This is a genomic window from Stakelama marina, from assembly GCF_018122655.1.
GTDB classification, from domain to species: Bacteria; Pseudomonadota; Alphaproteobacteria; order Sphingomonadales; family Sphingomonadaceae; genus Sphingomonas; species Sphingomonas marina.
Genome location: NZ_JAGRQC010000001.1, coordinates 1074266 through 1088957 on the forward strand (window position 1 = coordinate 1074266; position 14692 = coordinate 1088957).

The window sequence follows — 14692 nt, forward strand, 5'->3', positions numbered from 1 at the left end:
AGTTCGACCGGCTTAACCCGATTTATACCGATCGAGTCGATGATCCCCCGATCGAAGGAAGGGGAAGAACCGACAATGACGCCGGGTTCGGAACGAACGCCAGCAAAGGCGCGCCGCGCAAGCGGAGAACTGCTGAGCGGCGCTGTCGCCATCGCCGCGATCCTGCTGTTCGTCGGCACGGGCAGTTCGGTTCTGTCCGCTACCCTTGCCTATTATTTCGAGGGCGGCGAGCCTGCCGACCGCACGATCGTGATCGCCCTGCTGCTCAATGTCGCGCTGATCCTGATCGGCTGGCGTCGCCATCATTACCTGTCAGAGGAAATCTCGCTTCGCACTGCCGCCGAGGAGCGCGCGCAGTTGCTGGCATCGCGCGATCCGCTGACCGGATTTCTCAACCGCCGCAGCATGGCCGAAGAAGGCGCAGCGCTGCTTTCACGCGGGACGAAGCGCGGCAAGGCAACCGCACTCCTGCTGCTCGATCTCGATCATTTCAAGAGCGTCAACGACATGCACGGCCATACCGTCGGCGATGCGTTGCTGCGCGCGGTTGCCGAGGAAATGACCCATATCCTGCCGCAAAGCGCGCTGATCGCCCGTTTCGGCGGCGACGAGTTCGCCTGCGCGATGCTGTTCGATCCCGAACATCCCGGCACCGTCGACCGGATTGCCGACCGGCTCGTCAGCCGGATGGCACAGCCGTTCACGGTCGAAGGGATCGGCTGCCATATTTCCTGCTCGCTGGGCCTGGCCCGGTCCGATTTCGGCTGCCCAAGCATCGATGCGCTGATGCGCTCGGCCGATATCGCGATGTATTCTGCGAAGAAATCGGGCCGCAATCGCTTCGCCTGGTTCGACCGGTCGATGGAGCGCGAGCTGGAAGCGCGCAACGAACTGGAAAACGGGCTGCGTTCCGCGATTCCCCGGCAGGAGATCGTTCCCTATTTCGAACAGCAGATCGACCTAGCCACGATGCGCCTGCAGGGGTTCGAGGTATTGGCGCGCTGGGAACACCCGACACGCGGCCTGATCTCGCCCGAAGAATTCATCCCCGTGGCCGAAGAAACCGGCATGATCGCCGAATTGTCGATGTCGATCATGCGTCAGGCCTTTGCCAGCGCGCGCGATTGGGACAGCTCGATCTCGCTCGCGGTCAATATCTCGCCCTGGCAGCTCCGCGATGCGTGGCTTGCCCAGAAGATCATCAAGCTGCTCACCGAAACGCGCTTTCCGGCAGAGCGGCTGGAGGTGGAAATCACCGAAAGCGCCCTGTTCGACAATATGGCGCTGGCGCAGTCGATCATCGGCAGCCTGAAAAACCAGGGTATTCGCCTGGCGCTCGACGATTTCGGTACGGGATACAGCTCGCTCGCGCATTTGCGTGCGCTGCCGTTCGACAGGATCAAGATCGACCGAAGCTTCATCGTGTCGATGTCCGAAAATCCCGATAGCGCGGCAATCGTCACGGCGATCACCAAGCTCGGCGAAAGCCTGAACCTGCCGGTCACCGCCGAGGGGATCGAGGACGAGGCGGTCGCCGCCCGGCTGCTCGCGATGGGCTGTTCAAAGGGGCAAGGCTGGCATTTCGGCAAACCGCTGTCGATGACGGGCGCGCGCCGGTTGCTCGCTGAAAAGCGCCTGCTCACGGCAGCACCCAACCCCGATCAACCTCCCGTCCGCGTAGCTACCAACCAGCGTCTGGCTGGCTGAGATATTCCTGTTCCTCGGGCGTCGATGCACGTCCCAGCGCAGCATTACGGCTTGGGAATCGCCCGAACCGTTCGATGACGGAATGGTGATCGCGCGCGAACCGAGCCGCCTGCTCAAGACCCAAGCTTTCGAACAGGCTGACGCTGCGATTCTGCAAGGCCATATCCTCGGCATGCATCAACGGCATGTAGAGAAACTGGCGCTGGTGGTCGGTCATCTGCCGGTCCCACCCCCGATCGAGCGCGAGCAGCGTCAATTGCCGGGCAAGCTCGTCGCCGGCATAGGCCGCAGCCGCGCCGCGATGAATGTTGCGCGAAAACTGGTCGATCGCGATCACCGCGGCGAGCAGGGTTTCGGGGTTGTCGCGCCACGAGGCGGCACCTCCCGCAATCAGCATGTCGCGCGTCGCGGCGAAACGGCGAGCGATGGCCGCGTCGATCTCGGCGTCCTTGGCGAACCACTGTTCGGGCGACAATTCCTTGAACCAGAAGTCGAGGATATCGCGCGCGACTGCGTGGACTTCCGCCCCTGCGCGCCCTAGATCACCGGCCATGTCGTTCCTTTCCGTTCAGACTGCGCTGTAACGCATGGCAGAGATTATCAGCCTGGGCTGCCGCCTCAACATCGCGGAAAGCGAAGGCGTCCGCGCACTGATCGGGGACCGCGATGCGGTCGTTGTGAATAGCTGCGCGGTCACCAACGAAGCGGTGCGCCGAACCCGCCAGGCGATCCGGCGAGCGAAGCGCGAGCGCCCGGATGTCGAGGTGATCGTCACCGGATGCGCGGCGCAAATCGACCCGCAATCCTTTTCCGCCATGCCCGAAGTCGACCGAGTGATCGGCAACAGCGACAAGCTCTCGCCCGCAGCGTGGCGTTCGGACGATGCCGTTGTGGTGCGCGACATCATGGCGCTGGAGACGACGGCTCCGCAATTCGCCGCAAGCTTCGCCGCACATGCCCGCGCCTTTGTCGAAGTGCAGAATGGCTGCGACCATCGCTGCACCTTCTGCGCGATCCCCTATGGCCGCGGCAACAGCCGCTCGGTACCGGCGGGCATCGTGGTCGATCGCATCGCGGCACTTGTCGACGCAGGGCACCGAGAAGTCGTGCTGACCGGCGTAGATCTGACGAGCTATGGCCCCGACCTTCCCGGTGCGCCGTCGCTGGGAATGCTCGTCGAACGCATTCTGCATCATGTGCCCGCGCTCGAACGGCTGCGTCTCTCGTCGCTCGATTCGATCGAGATCGACGACCGGCTGTTCTCGCTGCTGACGCAAGAACGGCGGATGATGCCGCATGTCCACCTGTCGCTTCAGGCCGGCGACGACATGATCCTCAAGCGGATGAAACGCCGGCATTCGCGGCGCGATGCAGTGGCGATCGTCGAACGGCTGAAATCAGCCCGGCCGGAAATCGCCATCGGCGCCGACATCATCGCCGGCTTCCCGACCGAAACCGACGCGATGGCGGCGAATACGTTGGCGATGATCGACGATTGCGACATCGTCCATCCGCATATCTTTCCCTATTCGGCCAGGGACGGCACCCCGGCTGCGCGAATGCCGCAGGTGCCCGGTGACCGGATCAAGGTCCGTGCGGCGTCGCTGCGAGAGGCCGGGTCGCGGCGCAGGTCGCGGTGGCTGGCTGCGCAACATGGCACCGTTCAGCAAATGCTGGTGGAAAGACCGGGCGACCGGGGCCATGTGGGAAACTTCGCAGAGGTCGTCCTCGAACGGCCGGCACGACTGGAAATTGGGAGTATCGCCAACGTGGCCATTACCGGCACGACCGACGGCAAGCTGACAGGCACCGCGGCATGAGCAACGGAAGCTGGCACGACCGCCTGATGGGCGGATTCAAGCGCACGTCAGACCGCCTGATGGGCAATCTTGCCGGCCTTTCGGGGGCGCGCCTCGACGACGAAACGCTCGACGAGATCGAAGAAGCGCTTATCGCATCGGACCTCGGCCCCGAAATGGCCGCGCGCGTTCGCAAGCGGCTCGCCGAAGGTCAGTTCGAACGCAACATGGAAGAACTCGGCATCCGGCTGGTCGTCGCCGAAGAGGTCGAAAAAAGCCTCACCCCGGTAGCCGAACCGCTGGAAATCGACGCCTTTCCCCGGCCGCAGGTTATCCTCGTCATCGGGGTCAACGGATCGGGCAAGACGACCACGATCGCAAAGCTCGCCAATCTGTTCCTCGAACAGGACTACAACGTCCTGCTCGCGGCAGGCGACACGTTCCGGGCAGCCGCGATCGGCCAGCTCAAGACATGGGCCGACCGTATCGGCGTGCCCATCGTGTCCGGCCCCGAGGGCGGCGACGCGGCCGGAATTGTCTATGACGCGGTAAAACAGGCCACCGCCATCGGCACCGACGTGCTGATCGTCGACACGGCGGGGCGCCTGCAGAACAAGCGCGAGCTGATGGACGAACTCGCCAAGATCCGCCGCGTGCTGGGCCGCCTGAACCCCGAAGCACCGCACGATGTCGTTCTGGTGCTCGACGCCACGACCGGACAGAATGCGCTCAACCAGATCGAGGTGTTCAAGGAAGTGGCGGGCGTGACAGGACTGGTAATGACGAAACTCGATGGCACCGCACGCGGCGGTGTTCTCGTCAATGCGGCGGAGAAATACGGGCTACCGATTCACGCGATCGGCGTCGGCGAAAAAGTCGATGATCTGCGTCCTTTCGATGCCAATGAGGTTGCGCGCATCATCGCCGGCGTGGACAAGGCGGTCTGACGATGGCGAAGGAACAGACGCCCGCTTCGCCCGGGCTCCGCATGGCGATCGATTTCGGCCCGCTGGTCATATTCTTCGCGGTCAATTTCCTCGCCAAATATATCCCGCTGCCCGGGCCGGTCGAAAGCATCGGACGGCTGCTGCTGGCCACCGCCGCGTTCATGATCGCAACGCTGGTCGCGATGCTCGTTTCGCAGATCAAGACTCGGCATATCTCGCCGATGCTCTGGATATCGGGCGTACTCGTGATCGTGTTCGGCGGGCTGACGCTCTATTTTCACGACGAGAACTTCATCAAGATGAAGCCGACGATCGTCTATGCGATCTTCGCCGTCGTGCTCGGCTATGGCCTTATCAGCGACAAGCCGGTGCTCCAGATGCTGCTCGAAACCGCATATCCGGGCCTGAACGCGCGTGGCTGGCGCCTGCTGACGATCAACTGGACGCTGTTCTTCATCGGCATGGCGATTCTCAACGAAGTCGTCTGGCGCACCCAAAGCACCGATTTCTGGGTCGCGTTCAAATTATGGGGTGCGGTGCCGCTGACACTGATCTTCGCCGCAGCGAACATCCCGATGCTGCTGAAACACGGCATGGGCGAGGAAAAAAGCGAGGACCCGCCGATCCCGCCCGAAGGCTGAGGCCGAAGAAAAAGGGCCCCGGTCGCCCGGAGCCCCTTTATTTGCAGGTGAACCGCAAGGCTTAGCCAAGCGCGGCTTCGTAATTCTTGTTCGCCTGGTCCCAGTTCACGACATCCCACCACGCCTTTAGATAGGCGCCGCGGTCGTTGCGATAGGTCAGGTAATAGGCGTGCTCCCACACGTCGTTGCCGAGTACCGGCGTTCCCGAAACATCGGTGATGTCCATCAGCGGGTTGTCCTGATTGGGCGTGCTGGTGACGGACAGCTTGCCGCTCTTGTCGGCGACGAGCCATGCCCAGCCGGAACCGAACTGGCCGGCGCCCTTGTTGTTAAATTCGTCCTTCAGCTTGTCGAGACCGCCGAATTCGGCGACCGCATCGGCAAGCTTGCCCGACGGCTGACTGCCGCCCGGGGTCATGATTTCCCAGAAGAAGGCGTGGTTCCAGAAACCGCCACCATTGTTGCGCGCCTTGGTCGAATATTTCGAAATCTGCGCAAGCACGTCTTCGGCGGACTGGCCGTCGAAGCCCTCTTCCTTGGCGGCCTCGTTGAACTTGGTCGTATAGGCATTGTGGTGCTTGTCGTGGTGGAGCTTCATCGTCTCTTCGTTGATGGTCGGCTCCAGCGCGTCGTAAGCGTAGGGAAGCGGCGGAAGTTCGAAGGCCATCTTTATCTCCTTTGGCGTAAGGGTTGGGGTTCTGTCTGACGAACGTCGCAGAGCCCAGATGGGTCCGGAACAATCGTTACGCAAGCGAACGATTCAGCGCAGTCGCGCTACAGCAGATCGTGTTTGCGGAGCGCGTGACGGAGCTGATCGTAGCTCAGCCCCAATGCTTCCGCCGTCGCGCGCTGGTTGTAGCGATGATCGGCCATCGCCTGGGTAAGCAGCCTGCGTTCGAAGCGCGCGACGCGCTCCTTGAAATCATAGGCGCCGGGCTCCGAAAGCGTCACGGTTTCCGGATCTTCCTGCGGAGTGCCTCCAGCATCGCCCGGCGCATCCTCCGCAGCACGATTCTCTGGGCGATAAGGAGAGGCGAACGGGTCGATCTGAATTTCGTCAACAGGCCCTTCGCGTTCCCAGCGATACACGGCGCGTTCCACGACATTGCGCAATTCTCGGACATTGCCCGGCCACGAGTAGCTCGTCAGCATGTCGACGGCGTTGGGCCCGAAACCGGGCCATTCCTCATAGCCGATCTCTGCCGCCATCCGCCGAGCGAAATGGTTTGCGAGCACCATCACATCCTCGCCCCGCGCGCGGAGCGGCGGCAGCGTGACCACCTCGAACGACAGCCGGTCGAGCAGGTCGGCACGGAACGTGCCCTTTCCCACTTCGTCGGGCAGGTGAACATTGGTCGCGGCGACGATTCGGACATCGACATTGATCGGTCGCGACGAACCGATGCGCGAGACTTCGCCATATTCGACGACGCGCAGCAGGCGTTCCTGCGCGGCCATCGAAAGCGTACCCAGCTCGTCGAGGAACAGCGTACCGCCATCGGCCTCTTCGAACCGACCGGCGCGCGCCTTGGTGGCGCCGGTAAAGGCCCCGGCCTCGTGCCCGAACAGCTCTGCCTCGATCAGCGTTTCGGGAAGCGCGGCACAATTCATGATGACGAGCGGCTGGTCCCAGCGCGAGCTGAGCCGGTGGAGGCGCTCGGCGACCAGTTCCTTGCCGGTGCCGCGCTCGCCGATCACGAGCACCGGCCGGTCGAGCCCCGCCGCCCGGCTGGCGCGTTCCAGCACGTCCAGAAAGGCGCTCGATTCCCCGATGACCTGCGATACCCGCTCCATGGGCGAGAGGTTTGGCGTATTTTACCAACAGTTGGCAACAATAAACGTCGCCACCCTGTTGCCTCACCCAAAAATCAACGCATTTCTGCCAAAACTGAAAACTGGCACGCCCCATGCAAAGCTAAGGGCAAACGCCCAAAGCGGCGCGACACACCACCAGGGTTCAGGGAGAACCGACATGAATATGAACGCAAACACCGCAGTCCGCTCGCTCTCCAACGTCGCGCTTGCTGCAATGTGTTGCTCCATCCTCGTGATGGGCGCAGTCTCGCCGGCGATGGCCGTAAAGGTTCCGGCGGCTCAGCACATGACGGTGGACGGCGATAGTCATGTCGCACTGCGTTGAACTTTACCGGCCGCTGTCTCCGGACGGCGGCACACCGACCGGGGCGGAGCCGCCCCACCCGCCCCGGTCGCCCCGATACGAGATTGCACGAAGGAGTAATTTGATGGGTATCTTCTCACGAACGCGGGACATCATTGCCGCCAACGTCACCGACCTGCTCGACAAGGCGGAAGACCCGGCGAAGATGATCCGCATGATCATCCTCGAAATGGAGGAGACGCTGGTCGAGGTACGTGCGTCCGCCGCGCGTACCATTGCCGACCAGAAAGAAATGCGCCGTCACATCGCGAAGCTGGAAAAGCTTCAGGACAACTGGACCGAAAAGGCCGAACTGGCGCTGTCGAAGGACCGCGAGGATCTGGCCAAGGCCGCGCTGATCGAGCGCCAGAAGGCTGCCGACATGGCCGACCAGCTCAACGAGGAAATCGCCGTGCTCGACGATACGCTCAAGAGCTCGGAAGCGGACATCCAGAAGCTGCAGAACAAGCTGCGCGAAGCGCGCACGCGGCAGAACTCGATCATGACGCGCCTCGAATCGGCGAACAACCGTACCCGGATGCGCGAAGTCTATTCGGGATCGCGCACGCAGGACGCCTTTTCGCGGTTCGACGTTCTCGAACGCCGCGTCGATATGGCCGAAGGCCGCGCCGATGCCGCCGGAATGGGCGAGAGCCCGAAGAGCCTCGAAGAGGAAATCGCCGAGCTGAAATCGTCGGAAAAGGTCGAAGCCGATCTCGCCGAACTGAAGGCCCGGCTGAACAAGGAGGGCTGATCCGATGGAAGACGTCTTTCTGCCCATCATCATTGTCGGGATGCTGTTCATCGGCCTTCCCTGGGTGGTCATGCACTATGTCACCAAGTGGAAGCAGTCGGCGACGCTGACCGGCGAGGACGAGAAGCTGCTCGACGAACTGCACTATACCGCCCGCCGACTGGAGGACCGGTTGCAGACGATCGAACGCATCATCGCCGCCGACAATCCCGACTTCCGGCCGCAGGTCCCCACAGCGCCGGAAATGCCCGAAATCGATTATTCCCGGAGGAACTGAGCCATGTCCGCCAGCCGCACCAAACTCTATCTCGACAAGCAACATGGCAAATGGTCGGGCGTCTGCGCAGGCATCGCCGACTATACCGGGGTCGACGTGATGTGGATCCGCATCGGTGCCGTCATCCTGACGCTCGCCGGTGGCTTCCCCTGGACTGTCATCGCCTATTTCATGATTGCATGGATGGCGCCGACCAAGCCGATCGGCCTGTACGAAACGGCCGAGGACGCGAAGTTCTGGCAGGGCGTGCGCTCCAATCCGAAGCGCTCGACCGGCGAAGTCCGCTCCAAGATGCGCGACATCGACCGCCGGCTTGCCGACATCGAGACCTATTACACCAGCCGCAATACGCGCCTCGCCAACGAGATCGACAGCCTGCGCTGAGGCGAGCCCGCTCTGAGGAGATAACGCCATGTTTCCGTTTGGAGAATTCGCCCCCGTCGTCGCCATCGTCGGCATCTGCGCAGTCGCCGGTTGGGTTCTGACCACCTGGATGCGCATTAAGAACGGCTATCCACTCGACGGCGCCTGGGGTCAGGCGGTCTATCCTCGCAAGAACGACGAAACGGTCGAACGCGTAAAATTGCTGAGCCAGGAGAATGCGCAACTTCGCGCCGAACTGGGCGCGGTAAAGGATCGCCTGGCCACCGTAGAACGAATTGTCACCGACAGCGGCAGCCTGCTCGATCGTGAAATCGAACAGCTGCGCGGCAAGACCAACTGAGGAGCGGACCATGCTTAGCCCAGTCCTGATACCGATTATCGCCGTCACGCTCGGTACGCTGATCCCGATCATCGTCCTTGTCGCCAAACTGATCGTGCAACCCTGGTTGCAACACCGCGAAAAGCGACTGGAGATCGAGGCGAAGCTGATCGCCGAGAAATCGGCGCAATATGCGGCGCACACCGAACGGCTGGAACAGCGCGTCCGGGTCCTAGAGCGCATCGCGACCGACAAGGGGGTCGATCTGTCCGATGAGATCGAAAGTCTGCGCGACCAGCCGCTCAACTGACAAATCAAGAATAACAAGAACAAGACAAGAGGGAGTTTGAGATGAATCCGTTCGAAATGGTCGTAGCCATCATCATTGTGGTGACCATCGGCAAGGTGTTGCAGGCCCGGTTCAAGGCCGACGCAGACCGCGGTGCACGCGGCGCCGACACCGCCGAAGCGATGCGGGCTCGCGAAGAAATCCGTTCGCTCAAGGAACGCATCGCCGTCCTCGAACGGGTCATCACCGACAATCACAGCAGCGTGAATCTCGACCGCGAGATCGAACGCCTGCGCGACAGCGATCGCGTCTGACGACAGGGAGACGACGCATGACCGAAGCAACCTTCTATCTGATCCTGGCATCGGCGTCGCTGGCCGGTCTGGCGATGCTCGTTGCAGCCTCGCTGATCGGCTGGCGCGGGTGGCTCTCGCTCAAGCAGCAGGAGCTTTCGTTGGCCGGGCGCCATCACGACGGGGACATGCCGTCCTCCTCCGCCGGTGCGCGCATCGAGATCGCCGATCTGAAAGAGCGCATCCGCAAGCTGGAAGCCATCGCAGCGGGCGTGGACCTCTGAGAGGTCCCGCCCCGCCCCTCGCGGCGCGCGGTTTCATTATAGGCCAGGCTCGCTATATCGCTGCCCATGCAAAGCCTGAGCGACCTGCAAGACGAATATGAATTCCTCGAACCCGACGACCGTTATCGGCTGCTGATCGAACTGGGCCGCGAGCTGGAGCCGATGCCCGATGCGCTGAAGACCGATGCCACGCTCGTCCGTGGATGCTCCGCCGCCGTCTGGGTTTACCCGACCACTCGCGACGACGGTACGCTGCATTTCCTCGCCGACAGCAATGCGGCGATCACCAAGGGGATCATCGCGCTGGTGTTGCTGACGGTTCAGGACCAGCAGCCGGATGCCATCCTCGACACCGATATCGAAGCCGCGCTGGCGCCGTTCGACCTGAGGAACCAGCTCAGTTCCAACCGCACACAGGGCATCCCCAACATGATCGCCCTGATCCGCGAAACAGCGCGCCGCTACGCAGACTAGCCGCCCGCTGTCACCTGCAGATCAAGCTGGTCAACAACTTCATCCAGATCGGCGCCCGCGGGCACCAGATGCCAATGGCGGCTGTCCGCGGCATTGATGACGGTAACAGCTCCCTTTGGGCAAACCCCGAGGCACTTGACCTCGACGATCCCGAGCTCGCTCTTACGCCCCTTTTTCAGCCGGAGATGCTTGCGCAGCGCCTTGGCCAACGGCTTCTTTCCCTTGGCGCCGAAGCCGCCGCCGATCTTCTTCGAACATTTCGCGCAAACCATAACATGGTTCGACCAGCCTGCACGAACGCCCGTCGTCACTCCTCGGGGCGCCATTGGCGACGTTCTTCGGCGCTTTTCAACACGTCGAATGCGGCCTGGATCGCGTGAAAGCGCTTCGCGGCCTCCTCATCACCCGGCTTGACGTCAGGGTGGTTTTCCTTGGCCAGCTTGCGCCACGCGACACGCACCGCCGAAAAATCCGCATCGGCCTCTAGCTCGAGAATTTCGAGCGCGTGCATCTCGTCGCGCGACCGGCTGCCATCGCCTGGCCCCGCCCAGCCATGGTGGCTGGACTGCGCATAGCCGCTGGCGTCGCGCATCTCTTCGGCGGCGCGGCGCTTCGCTTCCTCGTCCGACAGTCCTTCGAAATAGTTCCAGTTGCGATTATATTCCGCCGCGTGGGTTTCGCAGAAATACCAGCGTTCCGAACTATTGGGCGATTTCGGGGCGGGCCGGTCGCCCGGTTCGTCGCATCCCGCCCGGTCGCAGATGCGCACCTTCACGGCGTCGCGCTCGCTGCCATAGCCGCGCCAGCGCGGAAATCCCCAATCAACTGATCGCTTAGAACGTGCCATAGCGTTTCCAGATAGTGGCCCAAACGGCCAAAGGCCAGTTTGCCGGAACATTATGACGTCAAGAATTCGCCAGAGGGCCTGTAAGCCGGGTTCTGTCCACGCCCTTGCGGGCGCTGTGCGGCCATTCCTCTAGGACGGTGCTTGCGCACCGCCTCAAGCAACCAACCCGGGCGACGGGCCGGAAAGATGCCCATATGCCGCCCCTATTCGGTCTTGCTCCCGGTGGGGTTTGCCGTGCCGCTTCCGTTACCGGTCGCGCGGTGCGCTCTTACCGCACCCTTTCACCATGACCGGGCGAGTTCCCGGCCGTCTGCTCTCTGTGGCACTTTCCCTGGGGTCGCCCCCGCCGGGCGTTACCCGGCACCGTCATTTCCGTGGAGCCCGGACTTTCCTCGTGTTTCCACGCGGCCGCCCGGCCCTCTGGCGCGACCTATCTAGTCGTCGCCCTGCGGTTTGGGAAGCAGCAAGGCAAGCAGGATCGAACGCAATTCGCCGTCGATCACGCCGTCGATCCGTTCGGGCCGGAAACGCCGCTGAAACGCAATCACCGCAGCCTCGGCGTCGGACACATCGTAGCCGAAGCGTTCGAGCGCGAGCATGAACCCGCCATCGGTCCAGTGCGGGTCGGCAAGATTGCGCGTCGGGCGCGGCAGCGCCAGGCGCAGGCGCGCAAGCTTGCTCCACGGGAACAACTCGCCGGGGTCCTGCTTGCGCGCAGGTGCGACATCGGAATGACCAACCACATTCCCGCGTGTGATCTCGTGCCGTTCGACAATATCGGAAACGAGAGGAATCAACGCAGAGATCTGTTCCGGCGGAAAGGGACGATAGCCGAATTCATGGCCGGGATTGACGATCTCTATCCCCACGCTTGCGCTGTTCACGTCAGAAATACCGCGCCAGTGCGAGCGGCCCGCGTGCCAGGCGCGCTTGTCCTCATCGACCATCCGCAAAACGGTGCCGTCCTCCGCCACCAGATAATGCGCAGATACCTTGGCCTCCGCATCGGTGAGCCGCGCTATTGCCGACTCCGCATCCTGCATCCCGGTATAGTGCAGCACCAGCATGGAAACCGGCAACGAGCGATCGTCGAAATTCGGCGATGGCGTGTCGATGATCTGCATGCCGCTCCGCTTTGCTCCGGTCGCTCAATCGATGGGACGAAGCGCGCGGAAAGGCAACCGATTATGCGACGCAGTGAGAGGCGGCATCCTTCGCGGGTGCCAGGGTGTACATGCCGCGAAACTGCTGGCTGGGCTTCAGGAGCTCGGTCTGCCCGATAACCGTCTCGCCCGCGCCAAGCACCAGCAATCCTTCGGGCCGGATCGATTCGGCTAGCTGGCAAAAGACCCGCCGCCGCAGCGCTGCCGAGAAATACATGAGTACGTTGCGGCAAAGAATCACGTCGAACCGGCCCGGCGGCGGCTGGTCGCCGACCAGGTTTGCCTTCCTGAACTGGATAAGCCGGGTGAGCTCGGCCTTGGTCTGCCACTCCTCGCCTTCGGCGTCGAACCAGCGGATCATGCGCCGGATCGGCATTCCGCGCTGAATTTCGAATTGCGAATATCGTCCGTTACGGGCGCGCGAGATCGCCGCTGCGGAAATGTCGGTCGCGACGATTTCGGGAAAGGTCGGCGATGCATCGCCCAACCGTTCGGACAGCAGGATCGCCAGCGAATACGGCTCTTGTCCGGTCGAACAGCCTGCGCACCAGATTCGAAGGCGGCGGCCACCGACCGTCTGCTGGAGCGCCACGACCGCGTCGGCTATCTGGTCGAGCACGGCGGCATCGCGGAAGAATGAGGTTTCCTGATTCAGCATTGCATCCACGACCGTCTCCGCGAGGTTGCCGTTCTGACCCGCCATCAGCGCCGCCACCAGTTCGTCGAGCGTTTCGAGCCGGTGCTTGCGCAGGATCGGCTTGAGCGCGGTTTCGATCCGCCAGCTTCGGTTGGCAGCGATCTGCTGCCCCGTGCGCTGCTCGAGCATCGCTGCGATTACGCCCATGGCGCTGGTCGATGCGACCTGGGGTTGATTGCCAAGCATCATGCGGGCCTGCGCCGATGTGCGATCAGCGCGCCGATCTCTTCGGGCGGCAATATGGCGGATGCGTCGCCGCGCGAAGCGATCGTCCCGGGCATTCCCCAGACCACCGAACTCGCCTGGTCCTGAACAACCACCGCGCCGCCTGCATGGCGAATGGCGGCCGCTCCGACGCTGCCGTCACGCCCCATGCCGCTGAGCACAACCGCAAGCGCACGCTCGCCGTAAATTTCGGCGACCGATTCGAGCATCGGGTCGACAGAGGGCATGCAGCCGCTGACCGCCGCCTGCGCATTCAGCCGGATCGATGTGCCGTCCGACATGCGCGTACAGCGCAGATGGGCATTGCCGGGCGCGATGATGATACGCCCGGGCAGGATACGGGTGTGATCGCGCGCAACCTCGCAAGGCCGGTTGGCGAGCAACGCCAACTGCGTCGCGAAATAGCTCATGAAAGACGCGGGAAGGTGCTGGGTGACCAGGATCGGCACGTCGCAGTCGTCCGGTACCGCACGCAACAATTTGGTGAGGGCGTGAATGCCCCCGGTCGACGCGCCGATCGCCACGATATCGAAATCATGTACCGGCGCATCGTTGATCTTCGCCGGAACGTCGGTCGGCTCGGCGATTTCGGCGGGGCCTACCAGGCGGCCGAGGCGTTCTTCGAGAACTCGGGAAAACTTGCCGGCAAAATTTCCCATGCCTGGCTTCACGAGCGTGTCGGCCGCACCGAGCGCAAGTGCCTGGACCATCGATGCGCCACCGGTGTCGCAGGACGAGGACACGATCAAGATCTTGGCTCCGTTTCCGACACGAACAAGATCGGGAAGCGCGGTCAGGCCATCGACACCGGGCATCTCTATATCCAGCAGGATGACTTCGACCGTGTTGACGGCGAGGAAATCGAGCGCGGCCCGCGCATCGGCGACCGCGGCGGCAACCGTAAAGCCGTGCGTGGCGGAAACCATGCGAGTGAGCACGGTCCGCGCGACCATCGAATCATCGACGATCAGCACCCTGGCCGGTGCCGGCCTGGTCCTTTTGAAGGGACCGAAAAGTTTGTCAGGAGCGCCCATCGCCGACAGGCGTTCAGGCCATGCCGACGATCTGGAGCTTGCTTTCCAGCGTTTCCCTGTCGAACGGTTTCATCACATATTCGTCGGCGCCGGCTTCGATGGCAGCGCGGATGTGACCCATGCCGTTTTCGGTCGTGCAGAACACCACCTTCGGCTTGTTCTCGATTCCGCTGTCGCCAAGCGCGCGCAGGAAATCCATTCCGCTCATTACCGGCATGTTCCAGTCGAGCAGCACGACATCGGGCACCGCCGCCATGCAGCTTTCCAGTGCCTCGCGACCGTCGCCGGCTTCACGCACCTCGAACTCGAGCGTTTCGAGAATATGGCGGGCAACCTTTCGGATCACCTTGGAGTCATCGACGACGAGGCAGGTCTTCATAAAATACACCCTGTTGGAAGC

The 14692-nt window shown here is 62.7% G+C and carries 22 protein-coding genes and 1 other RNA gene; 13 read left to right on the forward strand and 10 right to left on the reverse strand.

What is annotated here, in order from left to right:
* Positions 1–75 precede the first annotated feature (75 nt).
* Positions 76–1707 carry a putative bifunctional diguanylate cyclase/phosphodiesterase gene (locus tag J7S20_RS05090; RefSeq protein ID WP_284053134.1) on the forward strand — a complete coding sequence of 544 codons (1632 nt, stop codon included), beginning with the start codon at positions 76–78 and terminating at the stop codon, positions 1705–1707.
* Here the strand turns inward: J7S20_RS05090 and J7S20_RS05095 are convergent.
* Positions 1682–2260, reverse strand: a complete 579-nt coding sequence (locus J7S20_RS05095; protein WP_284053135.1) for a DUF924 family protein — start codon at positions 2258–2260, stop codon at positions 1682–1684. The genes J7S20_RS05090 and J7S20_RS05095 overlap by 26 nt on opposite strands.
* Positions 2261–2294: 34 nt before the next feature.
* Between J7S20_RS05095 and mtaB the strand changes: the two genes are divergently transcribed.
* The 3 genes from mtaB to J7S20_RS05110 are packed head-to-tail and all read left to right on the forward strand — an operon-like array spanning position 2295 to position 5094.
* The gene (gene mtaB / locus J7S20_RS05100; protein ID WP_284053136.1) at positions 2295–3527 is read left to right on the forward strand and encodes a tRNA (N(6)-L-threonylcarbamoyladenosine(37)-C(2))-methylthiotransferase MtaB; all 1233 of its coding nucleotides are present in this window, start codon (positions 2295–2297) and stop codon (positions 3525–3527) included.
* Positions 3524–4453 carry a signal recognition particle-docking protein FtsY gene (gene ftsY / locus J7S20_RS05105; protein WP_284053137.1) on the forward strand — a complete coding sequence of 310 codons (930 nt, stop codon included), beginning with the start codon at positions 3524–3526 and terminating at the stop codon, positions 4451–4453. The genes mtaB and ftsY overlap by 4 nt, the downstream gene beginning before the upstream one ends.
* A 2-nt stretch (positions 4454–4455) precedes the next feature.
* Positions 4456–5094 carry a septation protein A gene (locus tag J7S20_RS05110; RefSeq protein ID WP_284053138.1) on the forward strand — a complete coding sequence of 213 codons (639 nt, stop codon included), beginning with the start codon at positions 4456–4458 and terminating at the stop codon, positions 5092–5094.
* Positions 5095–5155: 61 nt separating this feature from the next.
* Here the strand turns inward: J7S20_RS05110 and J7S20_RS05115 are convergent, their stop codons facing one another.
* Positions 5156–5761, reverse strand: a complete 606-nt coding sequence (locus tag J7S20_RS05115; protein WP_284053139.1) for a superoxide dismutase — start codon at positions 5759–5761, stop codon at positions 5156–5158.
* Positions 5762–5868: 107 nt separating this feature from the next.
* Positions 5869–6888, reverse strand: coding sequence for a phage shock protein operon transcriptional activator (gene pspF / locus J7S20_RS05120; RefSeq protein ID WP_284053140.1), 1020 nt, complete (start codon positions 6886–6888; stop codon positions 5869–5871).
* Here pspF and J7S20_RS05125 point away from each other — a divergent pair.
* The 9 genes from J7S20_RS05125 to J7S20_RS05165 all read left to right on the forward strand — a co-directional run bounded on the left by J7S20_RS05125 (position 6866) and on the right by J7S20_RS05165 (position 10326).
* Positions 6866–7234, forward strand: coding sequence for a hypothetical protein (locus J7S20_RS05125; RefSeq protein WP_284053141.1), 369 nt, complete (start codon positions 6866–6868; stop codon positions 7232–7234). The two genes, pspF and J7S20_RS05125, sit on opposite strands and share 23 nt — an antisense overlap.
* 103 nt (positions 7235–7337) lie before the next feature.
* Positions 7338–8006 carry a phage shock protein PspA gene (gene pspA, locus J7S20_RS05130; RefSeq protein ID WP_284053142.1) on the forward strand — a complete coding sequence of 223 codons (669 nt, stop codon included), beginning with the start codon at positions 7338–7340 and terminating at the stop codon, positions 8004–8006.
* 4 nt (positions 8007–8010) lie between these two features.
* On the forward strand, positions 8011–8283 hold the full coding sequence (gene pspB / locus J7S20_RS05135; protein WP_284053143.1) for an envelope stress response membrane protein PspB: 273 nt from the start codon (positions 8011–8013) through the stop codon (positions 8281–8283).
* A 3-nt stretch (positions 8284–8286) separates the two neighbouring features.
* Positions 8287–8667, forward strand: coding sequence for an envelope stress response membrane protein PspC (gene pspC, locus J7S20_RS05140; RefSeq protein WP_284053144.1), 381 nt, complete (start codon positions 8287–8289; stop codon positions 8665–8667).
* Between the two features lie 28 nt (positions 8668–8695).
* Entirely contained in the window at positions 8696–9007 is a 312-nt protein-coding gene (locus tag J7S20_RS05145; RefSeq protein WP_284053145.1) for a hypothetical protein, read from the forward strand.
* A gap of 10 nt (positions 9008–9017) precedes the next feature.
* On the forward strand, positions 9018–9296 hold the full coding sequence (locus J7S20_RS05150) for a hypothetical protein (protein ID WP_284053146.1): 279 nt from the start codon (positions 9018–9020) through the stop codon (positions 9294–9296).
* A 41-nt stretch (positions 9297–9337) separates the two neighbouring features.
* The gene (locus tag J7S20_RS05155) at positions 9338–9589 is read left to right on the forward strand and encodes a hypothetical protein (RefSeq protein WP_284053147.1); all 252 of its coding nucleotides are present in this window, start codon (positions 9338–9340) and stop codon (positions 9587–9589) included.
* A gap of 17 nt (positions 9590–9606) precedes the next feature.
* Entirely contained in the window at positions 9607–9852 is a 246-nt protein-coding gene (locus J7S20_RS05160; RefSeq protein ID WP_284053148.1) for a hypothetical protein, read from the forward strand.
* Positions 9853–9918: 66 nt separating this feature from the next.
* A complete protein-coding gene (locus tag J7S20_RS05165; protein WP_284053149.1) occupies positions 9919–10326 on the forward strand; it encodes a SufE family protein in 408 nt (135 codons plus the stop codon).
* Here the strand turns inward: J7S20_RS05165 and J7S20_RS05170 are convergent.
* The 7 genes from J7S20_RS05170 to J7S20_RS05200 all read right to left on the reverse strand — a co-directional run bounded on the left by J7S20_RS05170 (position 10323) and on the right by J7S20_RS05200 (position 14671).
* On the reverse strand, positions 10323–10652 hold the full coding sequence (locus J7S20_RS05170) for a (2Fe-2S) ferredoxin domain-containing protein (RefSeq protein WP_430980906.1): 330 nt from the start codon (positions 10650–10652) through the stop codon (positions 10323–10325). The genes J7S20_RS05165 and J7S20_RS05170 overlap by 4 nt on opposite strands.
* Positions 10634–11173 (reverse strand): J domain-containing protein, encoded by a 540-nt coding sequence (locus J7S20_RS05175; protein ID WP_284053151.1) that lies wholly within the window; start codon positions 11171–11173, stop codon positions 10634–10636. The genes J7S20_RS05170 and J7S20_RS05175 overlap by 19 nt, the downstream gene beginning before the upstream one ends.
* Before the next feature lie 65 nt (positions 11174–11238).
* An RNA gene (gene rnpB / locus J7S20_RS05180) (RNase P RNA component class A) lies at positions 11239–11597 on the reverse strand.
* Positions 11598–11607: 10 nt separating this feature from the next.
* The gene (locus J7S20_RS05185) at positions 11608–12297 is read right to left on the reverse strand and encodes an N-acetylmuramoyl-L-alanine amidase (RefSeq protein WP_284053152.1); all 690 of its coding nucleotides are present in this window, start codon (positions 12295–12297) and stop codon (positions 11608–11610) included.
* Positions 12298–12358: 61 nt separating this feature from the next.
* The gene (locus tag J7S20_RS05190) at positions 12359–13180 is read right to left on the reverse strand and encodes a CheR family methyltransferase (protein ID WP_284053153.1); all 822 of its coding nucleotides are present in this window, start codon (positions 13178–13180) and stop codon (positions 12359–12361) included.
* Positions 13181–13218: 38 nt separating this feature from the next.
* Positions 13219–14232, reverse strand: a complete 1014-nt coding sequence (locus tag J7S20_RS05195) for a chemotaxis protein CheB (protein ID WP_284053154.1) — start codon at positions 14230–14232, stop codon at positions 13219–13221.
* Positions 14233–14305: 73 nt separating this feature from the next.
* The gene (locus tag J7S20_RS05200; RefSeq protein ID WP_284053155.1) at positions 14306–14671 is read right to left on the reverse strand and encodes a response regulator; all 366 of its coding nucleotides are present in this window, start codon (positions 14669–14671) and stop codon (positions 14306–14308) included.
* Positions 14672–14692: the final 21 nt, after the last annotated feature.

Bases quoted from the DNA above. Each gene is read 5' to 3' on its own strand.
- J7S20_RS05090 (WP_284053134.1), top strand. From the start codon at position 76: ATGACGCCGGGTTCGGAACGAACGCCAGCAAAGGCGCGCCGCGCAAGC.
- J7S20_RS05095 (WP_284053135.1), bottom strand. From the start codon at position 2,260: ATGGCCGGTGATCTAGGGCGCGCAGGGGCGGAAGTCCACGCAGTCGCG.
- mtaB (WP_284053136.1), top strand. From the start codon at position 2,295: ATGGCAGAGATTATCAGCCTGGGCTGCCGCCTCAACATCGCGGAAAGC.
- ftsY (WP_284053137.1), top strand. From the start codon at position 3,524: ATGAGCAACGGAAGCTGGCACGACCGCCTGATGGGCGGATTCAAGCGC.
- J7S20_RS05110 (WP_284053138.1), top strand. From the start codon at position 4,456: ATGGCGAAGGAACAGACGCCCGCTTCGCCCGGGCTCCGCATGGCGATC.
- J7S20_RS05115 (WP_284053139.1), bottom strand. From the start codon at position 5,761: ATGGCCTTCGAACTTCCGCCGCTTCCCTACGCTTACGACGCGCTGGAG.
- J7S20_RS05125 (WP_284053141.1), top strand. From the start codon at position 6,866: ATGACCTGCGATACCCGCTCCATGGGCGAGAGGTTTGGCGTATTTTAC.
- pspF (WP_284053140.1), bottom strand. From the start codon at position 6,888: ATGGAGCGGGTATCGCAGGTCATCGGGGAATCGAGCGCCTTTCTGGAC.
- pspA (WP_284053142.1), top strand. From the start codon at position 7,338: ATGGGTATCTTCTCACGAACGCGGGACATCATTGCCGCCAACGTCACC.
- pspB (WP_284053143.1), top strand. From the start codon at position 8,011: ATGGAAGACGTCTTTCTGCCCATCATCATTGTCGGGATGCTGTTCATC.
- pspC (WP_284053144.1), top strand. From the start codon at position 8,287: ATGTCCGCCAGCCGCACCAAACTCTATCTCGACAAGCAACATGGCAAA.
- J7S20_RS05145 (WP_284053145.1), top strand. From the start codon at position 8,696: ATGTTTCCGTTTGGAGAATTCGCCCCCGTCGTCGCCATCGTCGGCATC.
- J7S20_RS05150 (WP_284053146.1), top strand. From the start codon at position 9,018: ATGCTTAGCCCAGTCCTGATACCGATTATCGCCGTCACGCTCGGTACG.
- J7S20_RS05155 (WP_284053147.1), top strand. From the start codon at position 9,338: ATGAATCCGTTCGAAATGGTCGTAGCCATCATCATTGTGGTGACCATC.
- J7S20_RS05160 (WP_284053148.1), top strand. From the start codon at position 9,607: ATGACCGAAGCAACCTTCTATCTGATCCTGGCATCGGCGTCGCTGGCC.
- J7S20_RS05165 (WP_284053149.1), top strand. From the start codon at position 9,919: ATGCAAAGCCTGAGCGACCTGCAAGACGAATATGAATTCCTCGAACCC.
- J7S20_RS05170 (WP_430980906.1), bottom strand. From the start codon at position 10,652: ATGGCGCCCCGAGGAGTGACGACGGGCGTTCGTGCAGGCTGGTCGAAC.
- J7S20_RS05175 (WP_284053151.1), bottom strand. From the start codon at position 11,173: ATGGCACGTTCTAAGCGATCAGTTGATTGGGGATTTCCGCGCTGGCGC.
- J7S20_RS05185 (WP_284053152.1), bottom strand. From the start codon at position 12,297: ATGCAGATCATCGACACGCCATCGCCGAATTTCGACGATCGCTCGTTG.
- J7S20_RS05190 (WP_284053153.1), bottom strand. From the start codon at position 13,180: ATGGGCGTAATCGCAGCGATGCTCGAGCAGCGCACGGGGCAGCAGATC.
- J7S20_RS05200 (WP_284053155.1), bottom strand. From the start codon at position 14,671: ATGAAGACCTGCCTCGTCGTCGATGACTCCAAGGTGATCCGAAAGGTT.